The 20251-nt window shown below is 63.7% G+C and carries 19 protein-coding genes and 1 pseudogene; 17 read left to right on the top strand and 3 right to left on the bottom strand.

The genetic code is table 11. From position 1 onward, the window contains the following. Window positions 1-75: 75 nt before the first annotated feature. The 14 genes from B5525_RS32550 (at window position 76) to surE (ending at window position 13801) form a co-directional block, all read left to right on the top strand. Window positions 76-1284 carry a deoxyguanosinetriphosphate triphosphohydrolase gene (locus B5525_RS32550; protein ID WP_154073582.1) on the top strand — a complete coding sequence of 403 codons (1209 nt, stop codon included), beginning with the start codon at window positions 76-78 and terminating at the stop codon, window positions 1282-1284. Window positions 1285-1338: 54 nt separating this feature from the next. Then, complete coding sequence (gene argS, locus B5525_RS32545; protein WP_079569824.1) at window positions 1339-3132, top strand: arginine--tRNA ligase; 1794 nt, start codon at window positions 1339-1341, stop codon at window positions 3130-3132. Window positions 3133-3248: 116 nt separating this feature from the next. Continuing rightward, window positions 3249-4763, top strand: a complete 1515-nt coding sequence (locus tag B5525_RS32540; RefSeq protein WP_079569822.1) for an SPOR domain-containing protein — start codon at window positions 3249-3251, stop codon at window positions 4761-4763. Window positions 4764-4810: 47 nt separating this feature from the next. Continuing rightward, a complete protein-coding gene (gene nagZ, locus B5525_RS32535) occupies window positions 4811-5839 on the top strand; it encodes a beta-N-acetylhexosaminidase (protein WP_079569821.1) in 1029 nt (342 codons plus the stop codon). Next, the gene (locus tag B5525_RS32530; protein ID WP_079569819.1) at window positions 5836-6669 is read left to right on the top strand and encodes a segregation and condensation protein A; all 834 of its coding nucleotides are present in this window, start codon (window positions 5836-5838) and stop codon (window positions 6667-6669) included. Before nagZ ends, B5525_RS32530 begins: the two co-directional genes overlap by 4 nt. Before the next feature lie 21 nt (window positions 6670-6690). Beyond that, entirely contained in the window at window positions 6691-7407 is a 717-nt protein-coding gene (gene scpB / locus B5525_RS32525) for an SMC-Scp complex subunit ScpB (protein WP_079569817.1), read from the top strand. A 133-nt stretch (window positions 7408-7540) separates the two neighbouring features. Further along, entirely contained in the window at window positions 7541-7777 is a 237-nt protein-coding gene (locus B5525_RS32520) for a twin-arginine translocase TatA/TatE family subunit (protein ID WP_079569816.1), read from the top strand. Window positions 7778-7887: 110 nt separating this feature from the next. Further along, window positions 7888-8535, top strand: a complete 648-nt coding sequence (gene tatB / locus B5525_RS32515; protein ID WP_079569815.1) for a Sec-independent protein translocase protein TatB — start codon at window positions 7888-7890, stop codon at window positions 8533-8535. Continuing rightward, window positions 8532-9356 (top strand): twin-arginine translocase subunit TatC, encoded by an 825-nt coding sequence (tatC, locus tag B5525_RS32510; protein ID WP_079569814.1) that lies wholly within the window; start codon window positions 8532-8534, stop codon window positions 9354-9356. Before tatB ends, tatC begins: the two co-directional genes overlap by 4 nt. A gap of 240 nt (window positions 9357-9596) precedes the next feature. Continuing rightward, the gene (gene serS / locus B5525_RS32505) at window positions 9597-10928 is read left to right on the top strand and encodes a serine--tRNA ligase (RefSeq protein ID WP_079569812.1); all 1332 of its coding nucleotides are present in this window, start codon (window positions 9597-9599) and stop codon (window positions 10926-10928) included. A 117-nt stretch (window positions 10929-11045) separates the two neighbouring features. Beyond that, a complete protein-coding gene (locus tag B5525_RS32500) occupies window positions 11046-11447 on the top strand; it encodes a hypothetical protein (protein WP_079569811.1) in 402 nt (133 codons plus the stop codon). Window positions 11448-11742: 295 nt separating this feature from the next. Next, window positions 11743-11901, top strand: a complete 159-nt coding sequence (locus B5525_RS32495; protein ID WP_244567666.1) for a response regulator — start codon at window positions 11743-11745, stop codon at window positions 11899-11901. A 165-nt stretch (window positions 11902-12066) separates the two neighbouring features. Continuing rightward, window positions 12067-12756, top strand: a complete 690-nt coding sequence (locus B5525_RS32490) for a Crp/Fnr family transcriptional regulator (protein ID WP_079569809.1) — start codon at window positions 12067-12069, stop codon at window positions 12754-12756. A 277-nt stretch (window positions 12757-13033) separates the two neighbouring features. Further along, complete coding sequence (surE, locus tag B5525_RS32485) at window positions 13034-13801, top strand: 5'/3'-nucleotidase SurE (RefSeq protein WP_079574083.1); 768 nt, start codon at window positions 13034-13036, stop codon at window positions 13799-13801. A gap of 822 nt (window positions 13802-14623) precedes the next feature. On the opposite strand, the gene B5525_RS47995 is transcribed toward surE, so the two are convergent. Then, a complete protein-coding gene (locus tag B5525_RS47995) occupies window positions 14624-14857 on the bottom strand; it encodes a DUF6966 domain-containing protein (protein ID WP_425305331.1) in 234 nt (77 codons plus the stop codon). 285 nt (window positions 14858-15142) lie between these two features. On the opposite strand from B5525_RS47995, the pseudogene B5525_RS32475 reads away from it, so the two are divergent. Further along, window positions 15143-15650 (top strand): annotated as a pseudogene (locus B5525_RS32475) (REP-associated tyrosine transposase). Window positions 15651-15751: 101 nt separating this feature from the next. Here the strand turns inward: B5525_RS32475 and B5525_RS32470 are convergent. After that, complete coding sequence (locus tag B5525_RS32470; protein WP_079569806.1) at window positions 15752-16129, bottom strand: response regulator; 378 nt, start codon at window positions 16127-16129, stop codon at window positions 15752-15754. Between the two features lie 271 nt (window positions 16130-16400). Between B5525_RS32470 and B5525_RS32465 the strand changes: the two genes are divergently transcribed. Together B5525_RS32465 and B5525_RS32460 are read left to right on the top strand one after the other, a co-directional pair. Next, window positions 16401-17051 (top strand): protein-L-isoaspartate(D-aspartate) O-methyltransferase, encoded by a 651-nt coding sequence (locus tag B5525_RS32465; RefSeq protein ID WP_154073580.1) that lies wholly within the window; start codon window positions 16401-16403, stop codon window positions 17049-17051. Window positions 17052-17205: 154 nt separating this feature from the next. Then, entirely contained in the window at window positions 17206-18582 is a 1377-nt protein-coding gene (locus B5525_RS32460) for a LysM peptidoglycan-binding domain-containing M23 family metallopeptidase (protein WP_079569805.1), read from the top strand. Window positions 18583-19129: 547 nt separating this feature from the next. Here B5525_RS32460 and B5525_RS32455 read toward each other — a convergent pair. Next, the gene (locus B5525_RS32455; RefSeq protein WP_079569803.1) at window positions 19130-20086 is read right to left on the bottom strand and encodes an ATP-binding protein; all 957 of its coding nucleotides are present in this window, start codon (window positions 20084-20086) and stop codon (window positions 19130-19132) included. Window positions 20087-20251: the final 165 nt, after the last annotated feature.

The raw sequence follows: 20251 nt of genomic DNA, 5'->3' as shown, positions 1-20251 counted from the left end.
TATTTGGTATCCGGCGCTGAAGTCTAGTTAAGTGCCCTTGGCGCCGGAATCAAACCCCAGGGAGACTATTACACCGTGTCGGTCGGAATGGCTGCTCCTCGTTCGGTTTTTGCCAGCGATCCCGACCGCAGCCGCGGACGGCTGTTTGAGGAGCCGCCGAGCAAGACCCGCAGCCCGTTCCGGCGCGATTGCGACCGGGTGATTCATTCCACCGCCTTTCGCCGCCTCAAATACAAGACCCAGGTCTTCGTGTTCCATGAAGGCGACCATTATCGCACCCGGCTAACCCATTCGCTCGAGGTGGCGCAGATTGCCCGCGCGCTGGCCCGGCAACTCGGGCTCGACGAGGATCTCACGGAAACGCTGGCACTGGCCCATGACCTCGGCCATCCGCCATTCGGCCACGCCGGCGAGCGGGCGCTGGACGCCTGCCTCAAGGCCCATGGCGGGTTCGACCACAACGCGCAAACCTTGCGCGTCGTCACGTCGCTGGAGCACCGCTATCCCGAATTCGACGGGCTCAACCTGACCTGGGAATCGCTGGAAGGTATCGTCAAGCACAACGGTCCGCTGACCGAGCGGAGCGGATTGGCCGCCGGGCGCTATCGCGACCACGGCATTCCCGTCGGCATCTCCGAATACAACCTTAAATACGATCTGGAACTGTGGAGCTTTGCCTCGCTGGAAGCGCAGGTGGCGGCGATCGCCGACGATATCGCCTATGACGCCCACGATATCGACGATGGTCTGCGGGCCGGTCTGTTCACCGTCGACGATCTCAAGGTGATGCCGCTGACGGCGGCGATGATCGCCGAGATCGACCGGCATTATCCCGCGCTCGATCACGCCAGGCGCGGCGCCGAACTGGTGCGCGAGCTGATTTCCCGTCTGATCGGCGCGGTCATCTCGGAAGCACGCAGCCGTCTGCTGGCTGCCAAACCGCAATCGGTCGACGATGTCCGCAATCTCCGCGAGGTGCTGATCGCGTTCCCCGCCGGCGTCGCGCGGGCCGAGGCCGAGATCAAGGCGTTCCTGAAGCTACACATGTACCGCCACGAGTGGGTGATGCGGGTGATGGGCGAGGCGGAACGGATCCTGTTCGATCTGTTCGCGCGTTACCAGAACAACCCTGGCGATCTGCCGGCCGAATGGCTGCCTCCGGAGGGCGGGGACACCGAAACCGAGCGCGCCCGGCGGATCGGCAACTTCATCGCCGGAATGACCGACCGTTTTGCGCTGACCGAGCACCAAAGGCTTTTTGACTCGACCCCGGATTTGCGTTAGGCGGCGGCCTCAAAGCCGCTGTTGGCGGCGCAATTCTCAGGTCACAGACCGCCCATGGCCGAAAAACCACCACATCCGCATCTTTTCGCCGACGTGCTGGCGCGCGTGCACGCGGTTTGCGCCGCACTGGCGGCGGAAGGCGGATGGCCCGAGGGCGTCGACCTGTCGCGGGTCGTGGTCGAGCCACCGCGCGACGCCGCGCATGGCGACATGGCAACCAACGCCGCCATGGTGCTGGCCAAGGAAGCCAAGGCGAAACCGCGCGATCTTGCCGAAGCGATCGCAGTGAAGCTGCGCGCGGACGATCTGATCGCCGCCGTTGAGATCGCCGGCCCCGGCTTTATCAATCTCACCCTGAAACCGACGGCCTGGTCGGACGCGCTGCGCACCGTGCTGCGCGAGGGCGACGGCTACGGGCAAAGCGCGATGGGCGCGCGCGAGAAGGTCAACGTCGAATACGTCTCGGCCAATCCGACCGGACCGATGCATGTCGGGCATTGCCGCGGCGCCGTATTCGGCGACGCGCTGTGCAGCCTGCTGGCGTTCACGGGCTATGACGTCACCCGCGAATATTACATCAACGATGCCGGCGCCCAGGTCGATGTGCTCGCCCGCTCGGCCTTCCTGAGGTATCGCGAGGCGCTCGGCGAGAACATCGGCGCCATTCCGGAGGGGCTTTATCCCGGTGACTATCTGAAACCGGTCGGACAGGCGCTCGTCGCCGAATACGGCGACAGACTTCTGGTAATGCCGGAAAGCGGCTGGCTTCCGATCGTGCGCGACAAGTCGATCGCGATGATGATGGAGGAGATCAAGGGCGATCTCGCCGCCCTCAACATCCGTCACGATGTGTTCTTTTCCGAGCGCTCGCTGACCGAAACCGGCAACAACAAGGTGATCGAGACCATCGATTTCCTGCGCTCGAAGGGCGACGTCTATGAGGGCCGTCTGCCGCCGCCGAAGGGCGGGCCGGTCGAGGATTACGAGGATCGCGTCCAGACCCTGTTCCGCGCCACCGCATATGGCGACGATGTCGATCGTCCGCTGATGAAGTCGGACGGCTCCTATACCTATTTCGCCTCCGACATCGCCAACCACAAGAACAAGTTCGACCGCGGTTTCGCTGATCTCATCGACGTGTTCGGCGCCGACCATGGCGGCTACATCAAGCGCATGCAGGCGGCGGTCAAAGCGGTCACCGCGGGCGGGGCGACGCTCGATGTGAAGATCGTGCAACTCGTCAAGCTCTTGCGCCACGGCGAGCCGGTGAAGATGTCGAAGCGCTCCGGCGATTTCGTCACCCTGCGCGAGGTGGTGGACGAGGTCGGCAGGGACGCCGTCCGCTTCATGATGCTCTACCGCAAGAACGACGCGGTACTCGATTTCGACCTCGCCAAGGTGATCGAGCAGTCGCGCGAGAACCCTGTGTTCTATGTGCAATATGGCCACGCCCGGGGCCACTCGGTGTTCCGTAACGCCCGGGAGGTGATCCCGGATCTGCCGGCGCAGGCGGCCGCGCGGGCGGCGTTCCTCGGGGATGCGGAGGTGGAACGGCTGACCGACCCGGCGGAACTGGACCTGCTGCGGCGGCTGGCGCTCTATCCCCGGATGATCGAAGCGGCTTCGGTGGCTCACGAGCCTCACCGAATCGCTTTTTATCTGTATGATCTTGCCAGTGAATTTCACGCGCTGTGGACAAGGGGCCGGGATTTGCCCTATTTACGCTTCATTATCAATAATGATGCAGAGATCACTAAGGCGCGGCTGGCCATGGTCCAGGGTGTCGTCTCGGTTCTGGCATCGGGCTTGGCCGTTCTCGGCGTTCACGCTCCGGACGAGATGCGGTAATTTCAGGGGCGAACGCTGCTCACGCGGGGTTCGTGGGCGGCAGCCGGCAAGGGCCGGTTCGTCAGTTCAGTAGAGGCGGGGGTTGGCGACTTTCCCGTAGGGGACGCATCATCACGATGGCTGATCGATATCGCGACAGAGCTTTTCCCGCTGACAACAACTATGATCGCGGCGGCGATCCGCATGCGTCGGCAACGGGCGAGAGCGATCCCTTGGCCGAACTGGCGCGCTTGATCGGTCAGACCGATCCATTCGGCAGCATGGGCCGGGCCAATGCGCAGGTCCCTCCGCGCAAGACTGCGCGCGATCCCCATCAGCGCCCAGCCGAGCCCGCCTATCAGCCTCCGGCTGAGCCCGATGTTGCTCCTCCCGCTGGCCCGCCACCGTGGTTGCAGCGGGCCAACCGACAGGAAATTCCGCGGCAGGAGGTTTCGCCGCAGGAGGATCCGCCGGATTACCCGAGTTCGGTACATCCACTGCAGCGCTATGCGACAGCACGTCCGGCGCCGGCACCCGAACCCACCTACGAGGAAGAGCCGCGCTACGAGGAGGAGCCGTACTACGAGCCTGAGCCCGATCCGTCGCGCTATGACGAGGCGCTGTACGGCCAGCTCGATGCCGGCGCGCAACCATACCCACACGATCCGGCCTATGCGGAGGATGACGCGTATGCCTACCAGGACGGCTATGATGACGACGCCGACGAACGCGTGCAGAAGCGTCGCGGCGGGATGGTCACCGTGATCGTCGTGCTCGCGCTGGCAGTCGTCGGGACCGGCGCGGCGTTTGCCTATCGCACCTATGTCGGAACGCCGCGCACCGGCGAGCCGCCGATCATCAGGGCTGACACCAGCCCGACCAAGGTCGTGCCGGCTCCGTCGGACGGTTCGGCCAAACTGCCGGACCGTATGGCGACGGGCGATGGTACCGAGAAGATCGTGCCGCGCGAGGAAGCTCCGGTCGACGTCAACAAGACCGGCCCGCGCGTGGTGTTTCCGCCATTGAACCAGAATGGCAATCCGCCGTCACCGGCGAGTGTGGCTCCCAGTAACCTGCCGCCGGCCAGCGCCGGGAACGGCACGCTGCCGAACAATGAACCGCGCAAGATCCGGACGCTGACCGTGAAGGGCGGCGACCAGCCCGACGGCAGCACGGTGCCGGACGGTTCGGCTCCGCCCGCTGCAGCAAAGCAAGCTCCCGCGGCGCGAACCGCAGCGGCACCGCCACCGGCCGCCCAGCACAACCCGCCGACATCGGCCAATGCGAGCGCGAATGCGCCGATGTCGCTGGTGCCGCAGGCCAATCAGGCGGCGCCCGCGCCGGCCGCGGAACCCAGGACCCGCGTGGCCAACACCAACCCGGTCCAGACGGCGCCAGCGGGCGGCGGTTACGTGGTTCAGGTCTCCTCCCAGCGCAACGAGGCCGACGCCCAGGCCTCCTTCCGGGCGCTGCAGGGCAAGTTCCCGGCGGTACTGGGATCGCATGACCCGCTGATCAAGCGCGCCGACCTCGGTGAGAAGGGCGTCTATTACCGCGCCATGGTCGGCCCGTTCGGGACATCCGAGGAAGCCTCGCAGTTCTGCGGCAATCTGAAATCGGCCGGCGGCCAGTGCGTCGTCCAAAGGAATTAACGGCCGTTTCCTTGACCTCCGGGCTAGCTGCGGGCTAATCGGCCCTGATGACCACGCGGGCCTTCATCACTGGCGTATCCGAAACGGAGCTGAACGCCGCCGAGCGCGCGTTCATCCGCGCCGAGCGGCCGTGGGGTTTCATCCTGTTCAAGCGGAATATCGAATCGCCCCAGCAGGTCACGCGGCTTGTTGAGGAAATGCGCAAGGAGCTGGGCGAGCCGGACGCGCCGGTCCTGATCGACCAGGAAGGCGGCCGGGTGCAGCGCCTCGGTCCGCCACACTGGCCGGCCTATCCGGCGGGCGCTGTGTTCGGCCGACTTTACGACATCGATCCCGTCCTTGGCCGTACTGCCGCCCGGTTGAGCGCGCGGCTGATCGCAGCCGATCTCCGCGCCCTCGGCGTTACCGTGGACTGTCTGCCGCTGGCTGATGTTCCGGTGGCAGGCGCTGACGCCGTTATCGGCAACCGGGCCTATGGAACCGAGCCGGGCAAAGTCGCCGATATTGCGCGCGCGGTAACGGAGGGGCTGGAGCAGGGCGGTGTCTTGCCGGTTCTCAAGCACATTCCCGGGCATGGACGGGCGACTGCGGATACCCATTTCAGGCTTCCCCTGGTCGACACGCCCCGGGCCGAGCTGGAACGGACCGATTTCGCCGCATTTCAACCGCTGGCGGACCTGCCGATGGCCATGACCGCACATGTTGTGTTTAGCGCGCTAGACCCCGCCCAACCGGCGACGACATCTGCGACAATGATCAGCCAAGTGATTCGCAGCGTGATCGGGTTCCAAGGTTTGTTGATGAGTGATGACGTGTCCATGAACGCGCTGGCGGGATCGATCGCCGAGCGGACCCGGGCTATCTTCGCCGCCGGCTGCGACGTGGTTTTACACTGCAACGGCAAACTCGACGAAATGCACGAGGTTGCCCGCGAGACGCCGGAATTGTCCGGCAAGGCGCTGGAGCGCGCGAGACGGGCGCTGGCGTCCCGTAAAGCCCCGCAGGCCTTCGACGGGCTGAGGGCGCGGGCTGAACTCGATGCGTTGATCGAACGGGCAGGAACGACAGGCGCATGAGCGCGGAAATACTATCATTCGAAACCGGGCGGCCGGCGGCTGAACTCTCCGACGACGAGCCCTCGCTGGTCGTCGACGTCGAGGGGTATGAGGGCCCGCTCGATCTGTTGCTGGCGCTGGCGCGGCAGCAGAAGGTCGATCTCGCCAAGATTTCCATCCTGGCGCTGGCCAACCAGTACCTCGTCTTCATCGAGGCGGCGCGGAAGATCAGGCTGGAGCTTGCCGCCGATTATCTGGTGATGGCGGCGTGGCTCGCGTATCTCAAATCGCGGCTGCTGCTGCCGGAAGCCCCCACCGCGGAGGGACCGAGCGCCGAGGAAATGGCCACCGCGCTCGCCAACCGGCTGCGCCGCCTGGAGGCGATTCGCGAGGCTGCGAACCGGCTGATGAACCGTCCGCAATTGCAACGCGATATTTTTCCGCGTGGGAATCCGGAAGCGATCGCCGAGGTCAAGCATCCCAAATTCACCGCAACCCTGTTCGATCTGCTCACCGCCTATGCCGCGCAGCGCCAGCAGCGGGTGCTGGCGAGCGTGCATCTGGCGAAGCGCACCGTGTGGTCGCTGGCGGAGGCAAGGGCCTCGCTGGAGCGGCTGGTCGGGATGGCCGAGGACTGGAGCTGCCTCGACGAATACCTGCTCAGCTACGTCGTCGATCCCACGCAAAAAGCCACGGTCTTCGCGTCGAGTTTTGCCGCCGCCCTGGAACTGGTCCGGGAAGGCGAGATGGAACTGCACCAGCAAGAGGCGTTCGCGCCGCTTTATTTTCGAAAGCGTCCGCCGCAACCAGTATCCGACGCGTTGACCGCGCCGGATCTGCCGGCCGAGTAAGTGGAAGAAGGAGACCGAGCCATGGCAAGCCTCGCGGAAAAACGCATCGCCAATGCCGAGGAGAGTTCTGTCGATCCGCAAGCGCGGCCCGAGGAATTGCGCCTTCTGGAAGCCCTGCTGTTCGCGTCCACCGAACCGCTCGATCAGGCTACGCTTGCCAAGCGGATGCCCGAGGGCGTCGACATCAAGGTCGCGCTGGCGCAACTGCAGGCGGATTACGCTTCGCGCGGCGTCAATCTGGTGCGGGTCGCCAACAAATGGACCTTCCGCACCGCGGGCGACCTGGCCTGGCTGATGACGCGGGAGAGCACCGAAACCCGCCGGCTGTCGCGCGCGGCGATCGAGATGCTGGCGATCATCGCCTACCATCAGCCGGTGACGCGTGCGGAGATCGAGGAGATCCGCGGCGTGATCACGTCAAAGGGAACGCTCGATGTGCTCTTGGAGACGGGCTGGATTCGTCCGCGCGGCCGCCGCAAGACGCCGGGCCGTCCGCTCACCTTCGGAACCACCGAAGCCTTTTTGTCACAGTTCAGCCTGGAGGCGCTCGGCGATCTGCCGGGCCTGGAGGAGCTGAAAGGTACCGGCCTGTTGGATTCGCGGCTGCCCTCCGGCTTCAGCGTTCCGACGCCATCGGACGATCCGACCTTGCGCGAGGACGAAGATCCGCTGGAAATCGGCGATCTGGAACTCGCGCTGGCGCCCGCGGTCGAGCCGGAAACCGGCGACGAAGGTTGAATTCGACGCCGGTTAACGGTAGTGGGTTAACAGCCTTTTGACGCGGCTTAAGTCCTTGTTTTTGACACCTCCCGAGCCTACTTTCCTCTAGGATTAGCCGGGTCGCCGGCTTGCGTGTTTGGAGGGTTGCAGGATGGGTTCGCTTAGCATTTGGCACTGGATCGTCGTGATCGCAGTCGTCCTGCTGTTATTCGGTCGCGGCAAGATCTCCGATCTGATGGGCGATGTCGCGCAGGGCATCAAGGCCTTCAAGAAGGGCATGCAGGACGACGAAAAGACTGCGGAAAAGCCCGAGCCCGTGAAGTCCATCGATCACAACGCCACGCCTTCAACGGCGGCGCGGTCGGACGTCGGCAGCAAGGCTGTCTGAACTCCCGCTCGCGGCACGGCGCGCGGGCGAGGGCGGTTGGGGGACGCGGGCGGCCCAAATCTTGTTTGGCAAGTATTGGGGTAAATTGCCTCGCGTGAGCGGATTAATTGATGTTCGATATCGGGTGGAGTGAAATTGCCGTCATCGCGGTCGTCGCGCTGATCGCCATCGGCCCGAAAGAATTGCCGGGCGTGCTGCGCATGGTCGGGCAATGGATGGGCAAGGCGCGCAAGATGGCCGCCGAATTCCAGGGCCAGTTCCAGGAAGCGATGCGCGAGGCCGAAATGGCCGACCTCAAGAAGAGCTTTGACGAAGTCAAGGAAGCCGCGTCCGGCTTCACCGGCGGCAATCTGATGACCTCGCTGGAGAAGGACGTCAGCAAGGCGCTCGACATCGACGTCCTCGACAAGTCGGCGGCGTCTGTGACCGAAACGCCCGCGATCGAGCCGCCGGTTGCTCCCACCAAGCCGGCGACGTCGAAGATCGACGCGCTGGCGACGTCGAAGATCGACGCGCTGGCGACGTCGAAGATCGACGCGCTGGCGACGTCGAAGATCGACGCGCTGGCGACGTCGAAGATCGACGCGCTGGAAGCGCCGATTCCGGAAACCTTCACCGAGGCCGACGCGCATGCCGCGGCATCGCAGCCGCTCGCGATCGTGCAGGAAGCGCAACAAACCCAAGAAGCGCAGCAGCCCGCGCCGCAGGACACCGCGCCTAACGCGCCCGACGCTCTCAAGGACGCCAAAGCGTCATGAGCGCCGAAGATATCGAGGCCAGCAAGGCGCCGCTGATGGATCACTTAATCGAGCTGCGCTCGCGGCTGATCAAGGCGCTGCTCGGCTTCGGCGTGGCCTTCATCTTCTGCTTCTTCTTCGCCAAGCAGATCTACAACGTTCTGGTGTGGCCGTTCGTCTGGGTCGCGGGCGCCGAGAATTCGAAATTCATCTACACGGCGCTATTGGAATATTTCATCACCCAGCTGAAGCTTGCGCTGTTCGGCGCCGGTTTCATCTCGTTCCCGATCGTCGCCACCCAGATCTACAAATTCGTGGCGCCCGGCCTCTACAAGCACGAGCGCGGCGCCTTCCTGCCGTATCTGATCGCGACGCCGCTCTTCTTCGTGATGGGATCGATGCTGGTCTACTTCGTGGTGCTGCCGATGCTGGTGCGGTTTTCGCTCGGCATGCAGCAGCTGGGCGGCCCCGAGACCGCGCAAATCCAGCTGTTGCCGAAGGTCGGCGAATATCTGTCGCTGATGATGTCGCTGATTTTCGCCTTCGGCATCGCGTTCCAGCTGCCGGTGATCCTGACGCTGTTGGGCCGCATCGGCATCATCACCTCGAAACAGCTGCGCGACAAGCGCCGCTATTTCATCGTGGTCGCCTTCATCATCGCGGCCGTCCTGACGCCGCCCGATGTGCTCAGCCAGTCTTCGCTCGCGATACCCCTGCTGCTCCTGTACGAGGGCTCGATCATCGCCGTGCGAATCGTGGAGAAGAAGGCCGCCGCGGCCGCCGCCGCCACGACGCCGCCCCCCGCGGCCCCGCCGCCGCCGGAAGCCAATCCGGCCGAGTAGGGCGCGCGGGAGGGTGGTCATCTTCCCACCATAGGCCGTCATCCCCGCGAAAGCGGGATCCAGTACGCCGCGGCCTCACGGATTGATCACAGATGGCTCTGGAATACTGGATCACCCGCTTTCGCGGGTGACGACAGGGTCGGTGGGCGGACCGGCCGTACCCGTTTGAGGTTCCAAAAGTCGCTTATTCGGGTTACTGGATGCCCGCTTTCGCCGGCACGATTCAAGGACTGATCGGTCATGCACGACATCAAATGGATCCGCGATAATCCCGAAGCCTTCGACGCCGGCCTGAAACGGCGCGGGCTCGCGCCCTCGTCGGCGTCGCTGCTTGCGATCGACGAAAAGCGCCGGGCCGCGATCCTGAAGTCGGAGCAGGCGCAGGCGCGGCGCAATGCGGCCTCGAAGGAAATTGGCGACGCCAAGAAGGCCAGGGACGACGCGCGTGCCGCCGCCCTGATGACCGAGGTCGCCGAGCTCAAGACCACAATGCCGCAGCTCGAGCTGGCGGCGAAGGAAGCGGACGACGAGCTCTCTAGGGAACTGGCGGCGATCCCGAACCTGCCGCTGGACGAAGTCCCCGACGGCGTCGACGAGCATGGTAATGTGGTGCGAAGCCATTTCGGCGCGGCGCGCAATTATGCGTTCGAGCCGAAACCGCATGACGACCTCGGCGGCGCGCTCGGCTACATGGATTTTGAGACGGCGGCAAAGCTGAGCGGCGCGCGTTTCGTGGTGCTCAAAAAGGGCCTCGCGCGACTCGAGCGCGCGATCGGTCAGTTCATGCTCGACCTTCACACCAACGAACACGGCTATACCGAGATCAACCCGCCGCTCTTGGTGCGCAACGATGTGATGTTCGGGACCGGACAACTGCCGAAGTTCGAGGACGACCAGTTCTGGGCTATCAAGGGCGAATTGCTGGCCACGCCCGACGCCAATCTTCGAGCCGATCGCCTCGGGCTCATCCCCACCGCCGAAGTCCCTTTGACAAACCTCGTGCGCGAATCCATCCGCGACGAGAAGGAATTGCCGATGCGGCTGACCGCGCTGACGCCGTGCTTTCGTGCCGAAGCGGGTGCCGCCGGGCGCGACACCCGCGGCATGATCCGCCAGCATCAATTCACGAAGGTCGAACTGGTCTCGATCACCACGCCCGAGACCAGCAAGGACGAGCATGAGCGGATGCTGGCCTGCGCCGAGGAAGTGCTGCGCCAGCTCGACCTGCATTACCGCGTGATGACGCTGTGCGCCGGCGACATGGGCTTTTCGGCGCAAAAAACCTACGACATCGAGGTCTGGATGCCCGGCCAGGGCGAGGGCGGGGCGTTCCGGGAAATATCGAGCTGCTCGGTGTGTGGCGATTTCCAGGCCCGGCGCATGGATGCGCGCTATCGCGGAGGCGACAAGAAGCCGCGCTTCGTGCACACGCTGAACGGCTCTGGCACCGCGGTCGGCCGCGCGCTGATCGCGGTCATGGAGACCTACCAGCAGGAAGACGGCTCGATCGCCGTGCCCGACGTGCTGCAGCCCTATATGGGCGGCCTCAAGGTGATCGCCCACGACAAATAATCTGGTCCGGCCATGATTTGTCCGGAGTGTGTCGCCTTCGATGTTGCGAAGGCGGCGCGCCCCGGTATCCTCATATTCCGCCTGCGGCGACAGCCCATACCGGAAACGAATTGATCGATGGCCCTGCATCGCGATATCTATTGGGTGGGCAGACAATGGACCGTCACCGGATACGGCATCCAGGCCTGCAATCAGAAGCAGAAGGGCCAGTTCGATATCGAGGGCTCGCGCCTGTGGGAAGCCGGCGTGCTGGACAGCCTGCGCGCCGAGCCGTGGCTCAATGTCGAGGATTTCGAGAAGGCGATCGAGGTCGCCCGCAAACATTATCCCGAACCGCCGCGAAAGGCCGCAAAGCCGGAGCCGTGTGTTCCGGAATTGAAACCGGTGGACCTGAAGACAATGCCAAAGGCGGAAAGTCCCGCGGAGCCGCCGGGCGTGGCCACTCAACAATTCGAATGGCGCATTGGAAGCTGGCCCGCAAAATTCATCCGTACGTGGCGCATCCGCGTTCAACGCTGATCGCGCGGGCTGCCGCCGCGCGAGTTCATTAGCCGGCATTTGAATCGCAGGCATTTGAATCGCAGTCTCGGGCACCGCTCTCGGATTGGTTCACCGTCGCGCATGAAGTTTTTCGATTTGAGCAAAATTGACCGCGGCCCGTGGCTCGCAAAGGGGCATGCTTTGGTTCAGCCGCCGGCCCCTCTTGGCCGAGTTCCAAATCAGCACGATGCACATGCCCGAATTTCAACCGGTACCGTCTGCGCTTGTATCTGCGATCGAGCGGCCCAGCTGCCCGAAGTGCTGGCATCATCGCATGCTGTTGTCGAAGCTGGGGCCGGGACCGTCCGGCTTCGCCAGCCCTACCTTCGAGTGCCAGAGGTGCGGTTATGTCAGCACCACGGACACACCGCCCGATCCCATGGTCTCCGACGCGCTGGGCTGGCTCGCCAGCGAGTTGAAGCCACCAACCTAGCTCGAATCGGCCTCGGTCTCCTCCTGGTCGACTCAAATTTCCCTGTTGGAGGGCGGAAGCTCGCCGGACTCGATTTGTGTCGCCTATCCGACATAAGAGGATTAGGATGGAGATCGGCGGGTTGGCGCTGAATGCCGATACCGCGCCCGACGGCGGACCTACTCCATGCCGAACGTGTGGCGAAAACAGGCAGAGGACACGTTTGAACCCCGGGCTTTTCTGGGCCGGATCAGCGCTGGAAAAGCCGTCGAGCACTACGTCAAGAACCAGACGATCTACGTCCAGGGCGACCCAGCCGAGGAGGTTTTCTTCATCCAGAGGGGCAGGGTGAAGCTCAGCGTGTTGTCCGAGCACGGCAAGGAAGCGGTGGTCGGAATCTTGGACGAGGGGCAGTTCTTCGGCGAAGCATGCATCGAGGGCGCGGAACGGCGCAACGCCAGCAGCCAGGCCATGGAAGACTGCGTGATCACCTCGATGACAAGGCGGGCCATGCTCGCCGCCCTCAATACCGAGCCGGGCTTCTCGGCTTTTTTCATCAGCTATCTGCTGTCCCGCAACAGCCAGATGGAAGACGACCTGATCGACCATCTCTTCAATTGCAGCGAGAAACGCCTCGCGCGCCTGCTGCTGCGGCTGGCGAACGTCACGCTGGAAGGCGTCGGACAGTCGACTCCGATTGCGCTCAGCCAGGAGACGCTGGCGGAAATGATCGGCACCACGCGATCGCGCGTGAGTTTCTTCATGAACCGGTTCAGAAAAAAGGGATATGTCGATTACAACGGAAAGATCGAGGTTCACCGATCCCTGCTGGATGCGATGCTGCGCAAGAAAGCGCAGTTGGAGGAGGACGAGTAGCCGAAGGCGTTCGCCATCGATGATTGCCGTGGAATCGGATACCCCCTGAATCGATACACGCGCAAAGCCGGCCAAAACCATCGCTGGTGCTGCCGGCTGAACAGCGGCCATCGCCAAAATCCTTCGCCATCCCCCGATGAAAACCAAAATGACCGGAACCGCCGCGACTTCGCAATACGCGCAACGGTTGGCCATTGGCCGGGGTTTGCCTCGGCGCCGTGAGCGGGATAAGACGACGCTGACGGCCCGGAATCCATCGAAAGAGGCAATCAGTCGGATGCGAATTCTCTGCACCAATGACGACGGCATCCATGCGCCCGGCCTGAAGGTCGTCGAGGAGATCGCCCGCGCCCTGTCCGACGACGTCTGGATCGTGGCGCCCGAGCTCGACCAGTCCGGAGTTTCGCATTCGCTGTCTTTGAACGATCCGTTGCGGCTGCGCGAGGTGGGGCCGCGGCATTTCGCGGTGCGGGGCACGCCGACCGACTGCGTCATCATGGGGGCGCGCCACATCCTCGGCGAAACCATGCCGGATCTCGTGCTGTCCGGCGTCAACAAGGGCCGCAACGTCGCCGAGGACGTCGTCTATTCCGGCACCATCGCCGGTGCCTTGGAAGGCACCATTCTGGGAATTCCGTCGTTCGCGCTGTCGCAGGAATTTTCCATGGAGACGCGCAACGCCCCGCTCTGGGAGACGGCGCTGAAGTTCGGCCCCGCCCTCCTGCGCAAGGTGATCGATGCCGGCGTGCCGAAAAACACCGTGATCAATGTCAACTTTCCCGCCTGCGCGCCCGACGATGTCGCCGGCGTGCGCGTGACGCGGCAGGGCAAGCGCAATCTCGGCTTTCTGAGGGTCGACCAGCGCCGCGACGGCCGCGGCAATCCCTATTTCTGGATCGGGTTCGAACGGCTGGCGCAGGCCGACGTGCCGGCGGAGGGCACCGATCTGGCGGCGCTGGCGGCGCGTTATGTTTCCGTGACGCCAATGCGGCTCGACCGCACCGACGACGAGTTCTCGCAAGCGCTGACGGCGACGCTGAAATAGATTATCGGTCACATCGCGGATTCAATTTTCAAACAGCCACGCAAATTAATTCGTCATTGCGAGCGAAGCGAAGCAATCCATCGTGCAACAAAAGGAAAGAGTGGATTGCTTCCGCCTTCGCTCTTCGAGCTACGGCGGACAAGTCGCTGCGCTCGCAATGACGTTTCGACACATGCGCATGACCCTTCAACACACGCGTAAAACTCTCGCAGCGCGACGCGCCCGAGGTGTTGATGCATCTTCCGCCCCAAGGAGGGCGTGGGGAATGCCGGGTGCCCAGTGCACCCGCAGCCTCGTGTGCGAAGTGGTAGTGCAAGATGCACACGAGTATTCACAGCGGTCGCACCGGAAATCACCCGGCATCCCCGCACGCAATGGTTTTAACGGTTTCCTTCGTACTCTCCCCGGCGATCGGGCTTTTTTGTCACCGTCGCTGGCAGCGCCTTAGCTGCCAACTTGACGCCAGCGTCGAGGCGTCAGGACCACACGATTTTGCCGTCCGCCTCACGCGCCGCTCGTCAAAGGCGCTTGCAGCGTCCATCGCATCCAGCCCCGCGTCCGTGACGATCGCGATACGCCCCTCGAGTGGGGTGGACGGCCGCGGTATAAGGTGATTTGCGATTTCGGAAAATCAGAATATTTTTTCAAGCGGGACTGGACAGGTAGAATCAGCTTGATTCGGCTGGAGAAATTAGATTTTACGCGCAAATCTCCGGGGGGCATGGGCCGGCAGCCCGGATCAAGCAGAGGTTGGCCCGACGCGCCGAGACGATTGAGTGCACTGCGTAACTTCTTGGGCTACGGGCCACGAACTCTCTTATATTAAGTTGCAGAGAGTTCGTAAATCTGCCTCCGGAGCTTATTGAGCAAATCATTTTTCGTCTTCTCGTCGAGAGGCTCGATGCGATGACCATTTACGCGTGCAATGAGTACGTCGTTGAATGACCCCATGCCCCCAAACCACGATCTTATGGCTGTTAGATCAATCGGCGACTTCTCCGCCGCCTCGCGTAGCCGAGCGGACCAATTGGTCTCCCCTACATCTTCCAACAACATTCTTGCCTTCGTAAGCGCGTCTCGCAGCATGCGTTCCGATTCGTTAACTTGGGTCATTGCCTATTCAACCATACTGGGTCGACATATGGGATGTAGACTTGACTTCCTCCTCCTAGAAGTTCTCCGACGCCCGTTGACTGCGGCCCTGCAAAACCTTGGTAAATTGTGGTGCCTGCTGGAACATTGATCGTAGCGATACCCGTGGCAGCCCGTAGGGCGGATTAGCCGCAGGCGCAATCCGCCGCTCAGTTAAAGACCAATGCATCATCTGCTATCCTGCGCCTCATGTCGAATTATCGTCGCGCGTTCGTTCCGGGCGGATGCTGGTTCTTCACGGTCAACCTGTTGGAGCGGCGGCTTGGGCGAGGCGGTCGCGGCGACGCGCGCGAGCCAGCGCTTTGCGATCGACGCAATCGTCGTCCTGCCGGATCATCTGCACGCGATCTGGAAACTGCCTCCCGGTGATTGCGATTTCTCCACGCGTTGGCGGCTGATCAAGACCCGGTTCGCGAAAGCGCTGCCGAAACGGGAGCGGCGCAGCGCCGTTCGCCTTGCGCGCAATGAGCGCGGGATCTGGCAGCGGCGTTTCTGGGAGCATCTGATCCGCGACGAGGCCGACTATGCGCGCCACGTCGAATATTGCCATATCAACCCGCTCAAGCACGGCCTCGTTACGCGCGTGCGCGACTGGCCGTATTCCTCGTTTCATCGCGATGCGCGCGCGGGATTATTTCCGTTTGATTGGGGCGGCGATGTTGCAACGAACGACGACGACTTCGGTGAACGACGATGATTTTGTGCGATCGCATGCGGCGGATTACGCCTGCGGCTAATCCGCCCTACGACTGCCTCCCTGCGTTTGCGGAACGACAGCGGTTATGCTGATGTAGCTATCTAGACCGTCGCGCTCTTGAGCGTGCTGTCGATCATCCGCGCCAGGGTTTCGAGCTGGAAGGGTTTTTGCAGCGCGGGGCGGTCGCGGTATTCTTCCGGCAGGCCCGAGGAGCCATAGCCGGTCGCGAAGATGAAGGGGCGGTTGCGCGCCGTAATCAGGTCGGCAACCGGGGAAATCACCTTGCCGTTGACGTTGACATCGAGGATGGCGAGGTCGAACTCGGTGCTTTGAGCGAGCCGGATCGCCTCGTTGATTTCGCCCGCCTCGGCCGCGATGCGAAACCCCAGCTCTTCCAGCATGTCGGCGACCATCATCCTGATCATGACCTCGTCTTCGACGAGGAAGACAGAAGCGCCCGGCGCTCGCGTCGCAGTCATGAGATTGTCCTTGCCCGTCCCACGTACAGGATCGCAAATAACGCCACCCGGCGCAATGTCAACGTGTAGTGAAACGCTGCCCGCGCCACTCGCGGGTCTCGAGCAGGAGATCGATTGCCCACGCCCACAACGCCAAGGTAGAACGCTGGTTCCCTGACGGGAACGCCCGTTTACGGAGAATTTTCCCTAAGGACGCAGTCGATCTTGCAACATACTGCCCCCGGACTGCGCCGCAGTCCTGCTCAGGAATTGGGCCGCTCAAGGGATTGTCATGGCCGCCGTACCAAATCCGCCGGAAAAAATGATGTTTCAGCTGACCCTGCGGCGACGCGGCATCAGCGACCAGGCGGTGCTGCGCGCCATGGAAGAGGTGCCGCGCGAGGTCTTCGTGGATCCGGCCGATCGGGGCTATGCGTACCGCGACTCGGCGCTCGGCATCGCCTGCGGACAGACCATCAGCCAGCCCTTCGTGGTGGCCTATATGACCGAACAGCTGCAGTTGCAGAGACAGCACCGGGTGCTCGAGATCGGCACCGGCTCCGGCTACCAGGCCGCCATCCTGTCGCGGCTTTGCTCGCATGTCCTGACGGTCGAACGCTATCGGACGCTGGCCGATGCCGCCCGCATGCGGCTTCAAAAGCTCGGCTACGACAATGTCGAGGTATTGCTGGGGGACGGCTACGACATTCCGCCCGGCGCCGGCACGTTCGATCGCATCATCGTGACGGCGGCAATGGAGCAGATCCCCGAGGCGCTTCTGGAGCGGCTCGAGCCGGCGGGCATCCTGATCGTGCCGGTCGGTCCGCACCACGGCACCCAGACCCTGGTCCGCGTCGTCAGGACCGACGCCGGTTTCGATCGCCGGGAGCTGGTGGACGTCCGCTTCGTGCCGGCCCTGCCGGGTATCGCCCGCGAGCTGTAGGCCTCACCTCGGTGCGCCGAGTGATCGAGGGGACATCCGCTACACCCCCGGATTGCCTCCCCTCCGGAGTGTAAGGATTTCGCTGGGTTAAGCGGTTGTTTACTGGGGACGTGTTTACTCAAAAAAGATATTTGTTGCGTACGAGTGAGTAACCATGTCCCGTATCGTCGAGTTGCTTTGCTCGCGTCGCGTACCGCACGTCGCGGTGCTGGCGCTGATGTCGTTCGGGTTCGCGGGCTGCAGCGCCGATATGCAGACGCGCCTCTCGCAGAATCCCTTTGCCTCGCAGCCGGAAGCCACCGGTTCGGTACCACCCGCCGCGGTCGAACGCCGCGAACCGCCGCAATATTCCCGCCCGCAACCGCAATACCAGTCGCAGGCCCTGCCGCCGCCGATCGCCGCACCCCAGAGCTATCCGCCGGCCGGTGGTGGCGTGTCCGGAGGAGGGCGGGGGCTCGCCTCCTATGCGCCGACCCCGCCGCGTCCGATCGAGACCACGGGGACCGTCGCGCCGCGTTCGGTCGCGGCAGCCCGCGCCCCGGGCCGCGCCGGCACCACGATCATCGTCGGTACCAGCGATACCGTGGATATACTGGCGCGCCGGTACCATGTGACGCCGGCCGCGATCATGCAGGCCAATGGCTACAAGGGGCCGCGCGTTCTGTCGCCGGGCCAGCAGTTGATCATTCCGCATGAGTCTGCCGTTGCCGTTGCCGTTGCGGCGCCCGCGGCTTCGCCGGCGCTTGCGCCGCCAGTTGCGGTCGCGCCCGCGAGCCGGGCCGTTGCCGCCGCCAGCGCGCCGCCTGCCGTTCATTTCGTCAATCGCGGCGACACGCTGCTCAGCATCGCCCGTCACAACCACATTCCCGTCGCCGAACTCGCGAGAGCCAACGGTCTCGACCCCCAGGCGAAGCTCAAGCTCGGCACCAGGCTGACGGTGCCGGGTGCAAAGACCGCCGCGGTTGCGCCCGTGGCGCAGCCGGCCGCGGTCGCCATTGCCCAGCCTGCCGTGGCCCTGGCGCCGCCCGCTACCAAACTGGCCGCGGTGACGGCGGGTCCGCCGCAAACCGCGCGGCTCGCCCAGGCGACGACGAAGGTCGAAGAGCCCTCCGCCGAAAGCCCGGTCAAGGCCGCCGAGGCGACCGGGGCGCTGCCGACATTCCGTTGGCCGGTGCGCGGCAAGGTGATTACGAGCTACGGCGCCAAGACCAACGGCAAGTCGAACGACGGTATCAATCTGGCCGTGCCCGAGGGGACGCCAGTGAAGGCGGCGGAAGACGGCATCGTGGCCTATTCCGGCAACGAGCTCAAGGGTTACGGCAATCTGGTCCTGGTTCGGCACGCCAACGGGTACGTCACCGCATATGCCCATGCGAGTGAACTGCTGGTGAAGCGCGGCGATACGATCAAGCGCGGCCAGGTCATTGCCAAGTCGGGTCAATCGGGCGAGGTGGGGTCGCCGCAGCTCCACTTCGAGATCCGCAAAGGATCCACCCCGGTTGACCCACTTCAATTCCTCAACGGCGCGTGAGCGCTGACGTTGGGGCCGGTCGCCCCACGCCCACACCCACAACTGTCATCGCCCGGCTTGACCGCGCGACTTGGTATTCCGGAGTCGGTGCGTGAGCCAAGCGACGTTGCTGGCTCAATCGTGTCCACACCCACAACTGTCATCTGCGTCCCCACCCACAACTGTCATCTGCGTCCCCACCCACAACTGTCATCGCCCGGCTTGACCGGGCTCCAGAGGCGGCAGCGATTGAGTCGTGAAGCCGCGGCGTACTGGATCCTCCGCTTTCGCGGAGGATGACACTTGATGAAACATCGCCGGCTTGACCGCGCGACTTGGTATTCCGGGGTCGGTGCGCGAGCCAAGCGACGTTGCTGGCTCAACTGTGTCCACACCCACAACTGTCATCTGCGTCCCCACCCACAACTGTCATCGCCCGGCTTGACCGGGCGACCTAGTATTCCAGAGGCGGCAGCGATTGAGCCGAGAAGCCGCGGCGTACTGGATCCTCCGCTTTCGCGGAGGGTGACAGTCATTATCAAGGCCGAACGAGTGCGTTTGCTAACAGCTACTTCCCGCTCAATCTCACGCCCAGCCGTCCCGCCAGTTCCTGGGTGAACTGCCAGGCGACTCGGCCGGAGCGCGAGCCGCGCGTGGTCGACCATTCCAGCGCTTCGTGCTCGAGCTCTTCGTCGGCAATCCTGATGCCGAAATGGCCGCAATAGCCCTTCACCATCGCAAGGTATTCATCCTGGCTGCAGCGGTGAAAGCCGAGCCACAGTCCGAAGCGGTCCGAGAGCGAGACCTTTTCCTCGACCGCCTCGCCGGGATTGATCGCGGTCGAGCGCTCGTTCTCGATCATGTCGCGCGCCAAGAGATGCCTGCGGTTGGAGGTGGCGTAGAGGATGACATTTTCCGGCCGGCCCTCGATGCCGCCTTCCAGCACCGCTTTCAGTGACTTGTAGGAGGCGTCGTTGCCGTCGAACGACAGGTCGTCGCAGAACACGATGAAATGGAAATCGGAGGCGCGCAGGCGGTCCATCAGCGCCGGCAGGCTTTCGATATCCTCGCGATGGATCTCGATCAGCTTCAGGCGGTCGGCGGGCTTGCGGTTGAGGTTGATGCTGGCATGGGTCGCCTTGACCAGCGAGGATTTCCCCATGCCGCGCGCGCCCCACAGCAGCGCGTTGTTGGCGGGAAGCCCGTCGGCGAAACGCTCGGTATTCTCGATCAGGATGTCGCGCATCCGGTCGATCCCCTTGAGCAGGCCGAGATCGACGCGGCTGACGCGCGGAACCGGCGCCAGCCGGCCATCGGGGTGCCAGACGAAGGCGTCGGCACCGGCAAATGAACTGATAGCGTCGGAGGCGGGCGAGGCCGCGGAGAGCTGCGCCGCGATCGCTTCGAGCGCACGCGCGATCCTTTCGGGGGTGTCATGTTCGGGGGTGGCCGCCGGACGTTTTGCCGCGGCTGAAGGCGATTTCCGCGCGGCGCGAGCTCTTGTTTTTGGAGGCTTTTTCGACATCTTTGGAGTTCCTGACGCAAGCCTCCATATCGGGCCTTGCGGTGGGCCGCAAGCCACTCAAATGTATGCCAAATGAGGGGTTGGGCGGCGTTGCAATTGGGACCGCGGCCGCTATAGTCCGCGCGAATTTGACCCGAACCGGCCCGACGCGAGCGGCGTCGCCGG

This window comes from Bradyrhizobium erythrophlei (genome assembly GCF_900129505.1).
Taxonomy (GTDB): Bacteria; Pseudomonadota; Alphaproteobacteria; order Rhizobiales; family Xanthobacteraceae; genus Bradyrhizobium; species Bradyrhizobium erythrophlei_D.
This window is presented reverse-complemented; position numbering and strand designations above follow the sequence as displayed.

What these genes read in the sequence shown, in the direction of transcription:
- B5525_RS32490 (WP_079569809.1), top strand. Translation starts at nt 12,067, where the DNA reads ATGCCGAACGTGTGGCGAAAACAGGCAGAGGACACGTTTGAACCCCGG.
- B5525_RS32460 (WP_079569805.1), top strand. Translation starts at nt 17,206, where the DNA reads ATGTCCCGTATCGTCGAGTTGCTTTGCTCGCGTCGCGTACCGCACGTC.
- B5525_RS32495 (WP_244567666.1), top strand. Translation starts at nt 11,743, where the DNA reads ATGCTGTTGTCGAAGCTGGGGCCGGGACCGTCCGGCTTCGCCAGCCCT.
- scpB (WP_079569817.1), top strand. Translation starts at nt 6,691, where the DNA reads ATGGCAAGCCTCGCGGAAAAACGCATCGCCAATGCCGAGGAGAGTTCT.
- tatB (WP_079569815.1), top strand. Translation starts at nt 7,888, where the DNA reads ATGTTCGATATCGGGTGGAGTGAAATTGCCGTCATCGCGGTCGTCGCG.
- B5525_RS32540 (WP_079569822.1), top strand. Translation starts at nt 3,249, where the DNA reads ATGGCTGATCGATATCGCGACAGAGCTTTTCCCGCTGACAACAACTAT.
- serS (WP_079569812.1), top strand. Translation starts at nt 9,597, where the DNA reads ATGCACGACATCAAATGGATCCGCGATAATCCCGAAGCCTTCGACGCC.
- surE (WP_079574083.1), top strand. Translation starts at nt 13,034, where the DNA reads ATGCGAATTCTCTGCACCAATGACGACGGCATCCATGCGCCCGGCCTG.
- B5525_RS32500 (WP_079569811.1), top strand. Translation starts at nt 11,046, where the DNA reads ATGGCCCTGCATCGCGATATCTATTGGGTGGGCAGACAATGGACCGTC.
- B5525_RS32455 (WP_079569803.1), bottom strand. Translation starts at nt 20,086, where the DNA reads ATGTCGAAAAAGCCTCCAAAAACAAGAGCTCGCGCCGCGCGGAAATCG.
- B5525_RS32520 (WP_079569816.1), top strand. Translation starts at nt 7,541, where the DNA reads ATGGGTTCGCTTAGCATTTGGCACTGGATCGTCGTGATCGCAGTCGTC.
- B5525_RS32465 (WP_154073580.1), top strand. Translation starts at nt 16,401, where the DNA reads ATGGCCGCCGTACCAAATCCGCCGGAAAAAATGATGTTTCAGCTGACC.
- argS (WP_079569824.1), top strand. Translation starts at nt 1,339, where the DNA reads ATGGCCGAAAAACCACCACATCCGCATCTTTTCGCCGACGTGCTGGCG.
- tatC (WP_079569814.1), top strand. Translation starts at nt 8,532, where the DNA reads ATGAGCGCCGAAGATATCGAGGCCAGCAAGGCGCCGCTGATGGATCAC.
- B5525_RS47995 (WP_425305331.1), bottom strand. Translation starts at nt 14,857, where the DNA reads ATGTTGTTGGAAGATGTAGGGGAGACCAATTGGTCCGCTCGGCTACGC.
- nagZ (WP_079569821.1), top strand. Translation starts at nt 4,811, where the DNA reads ATGACCACGCGGGCCTTCATCACTGGCGTATCCGAAACGGAGCTGAAC.
- B5525_RS32470 (WP_079569806.1), bottom strand. Translation starts at nt 16,129, where the DNA reads ATGACTGCGACGCGAGCGCCGGGCGCTTCTGTCTTCCTCGTCGAAGAC.
- B5525_RS32530 (WP_079569819.1), top strand. Translation starts at nt 5,836, where the DNA reads ATGAGCGCGGAAATACTATCATTCGAAACCGGGCGGCCGGCGGCTGAA.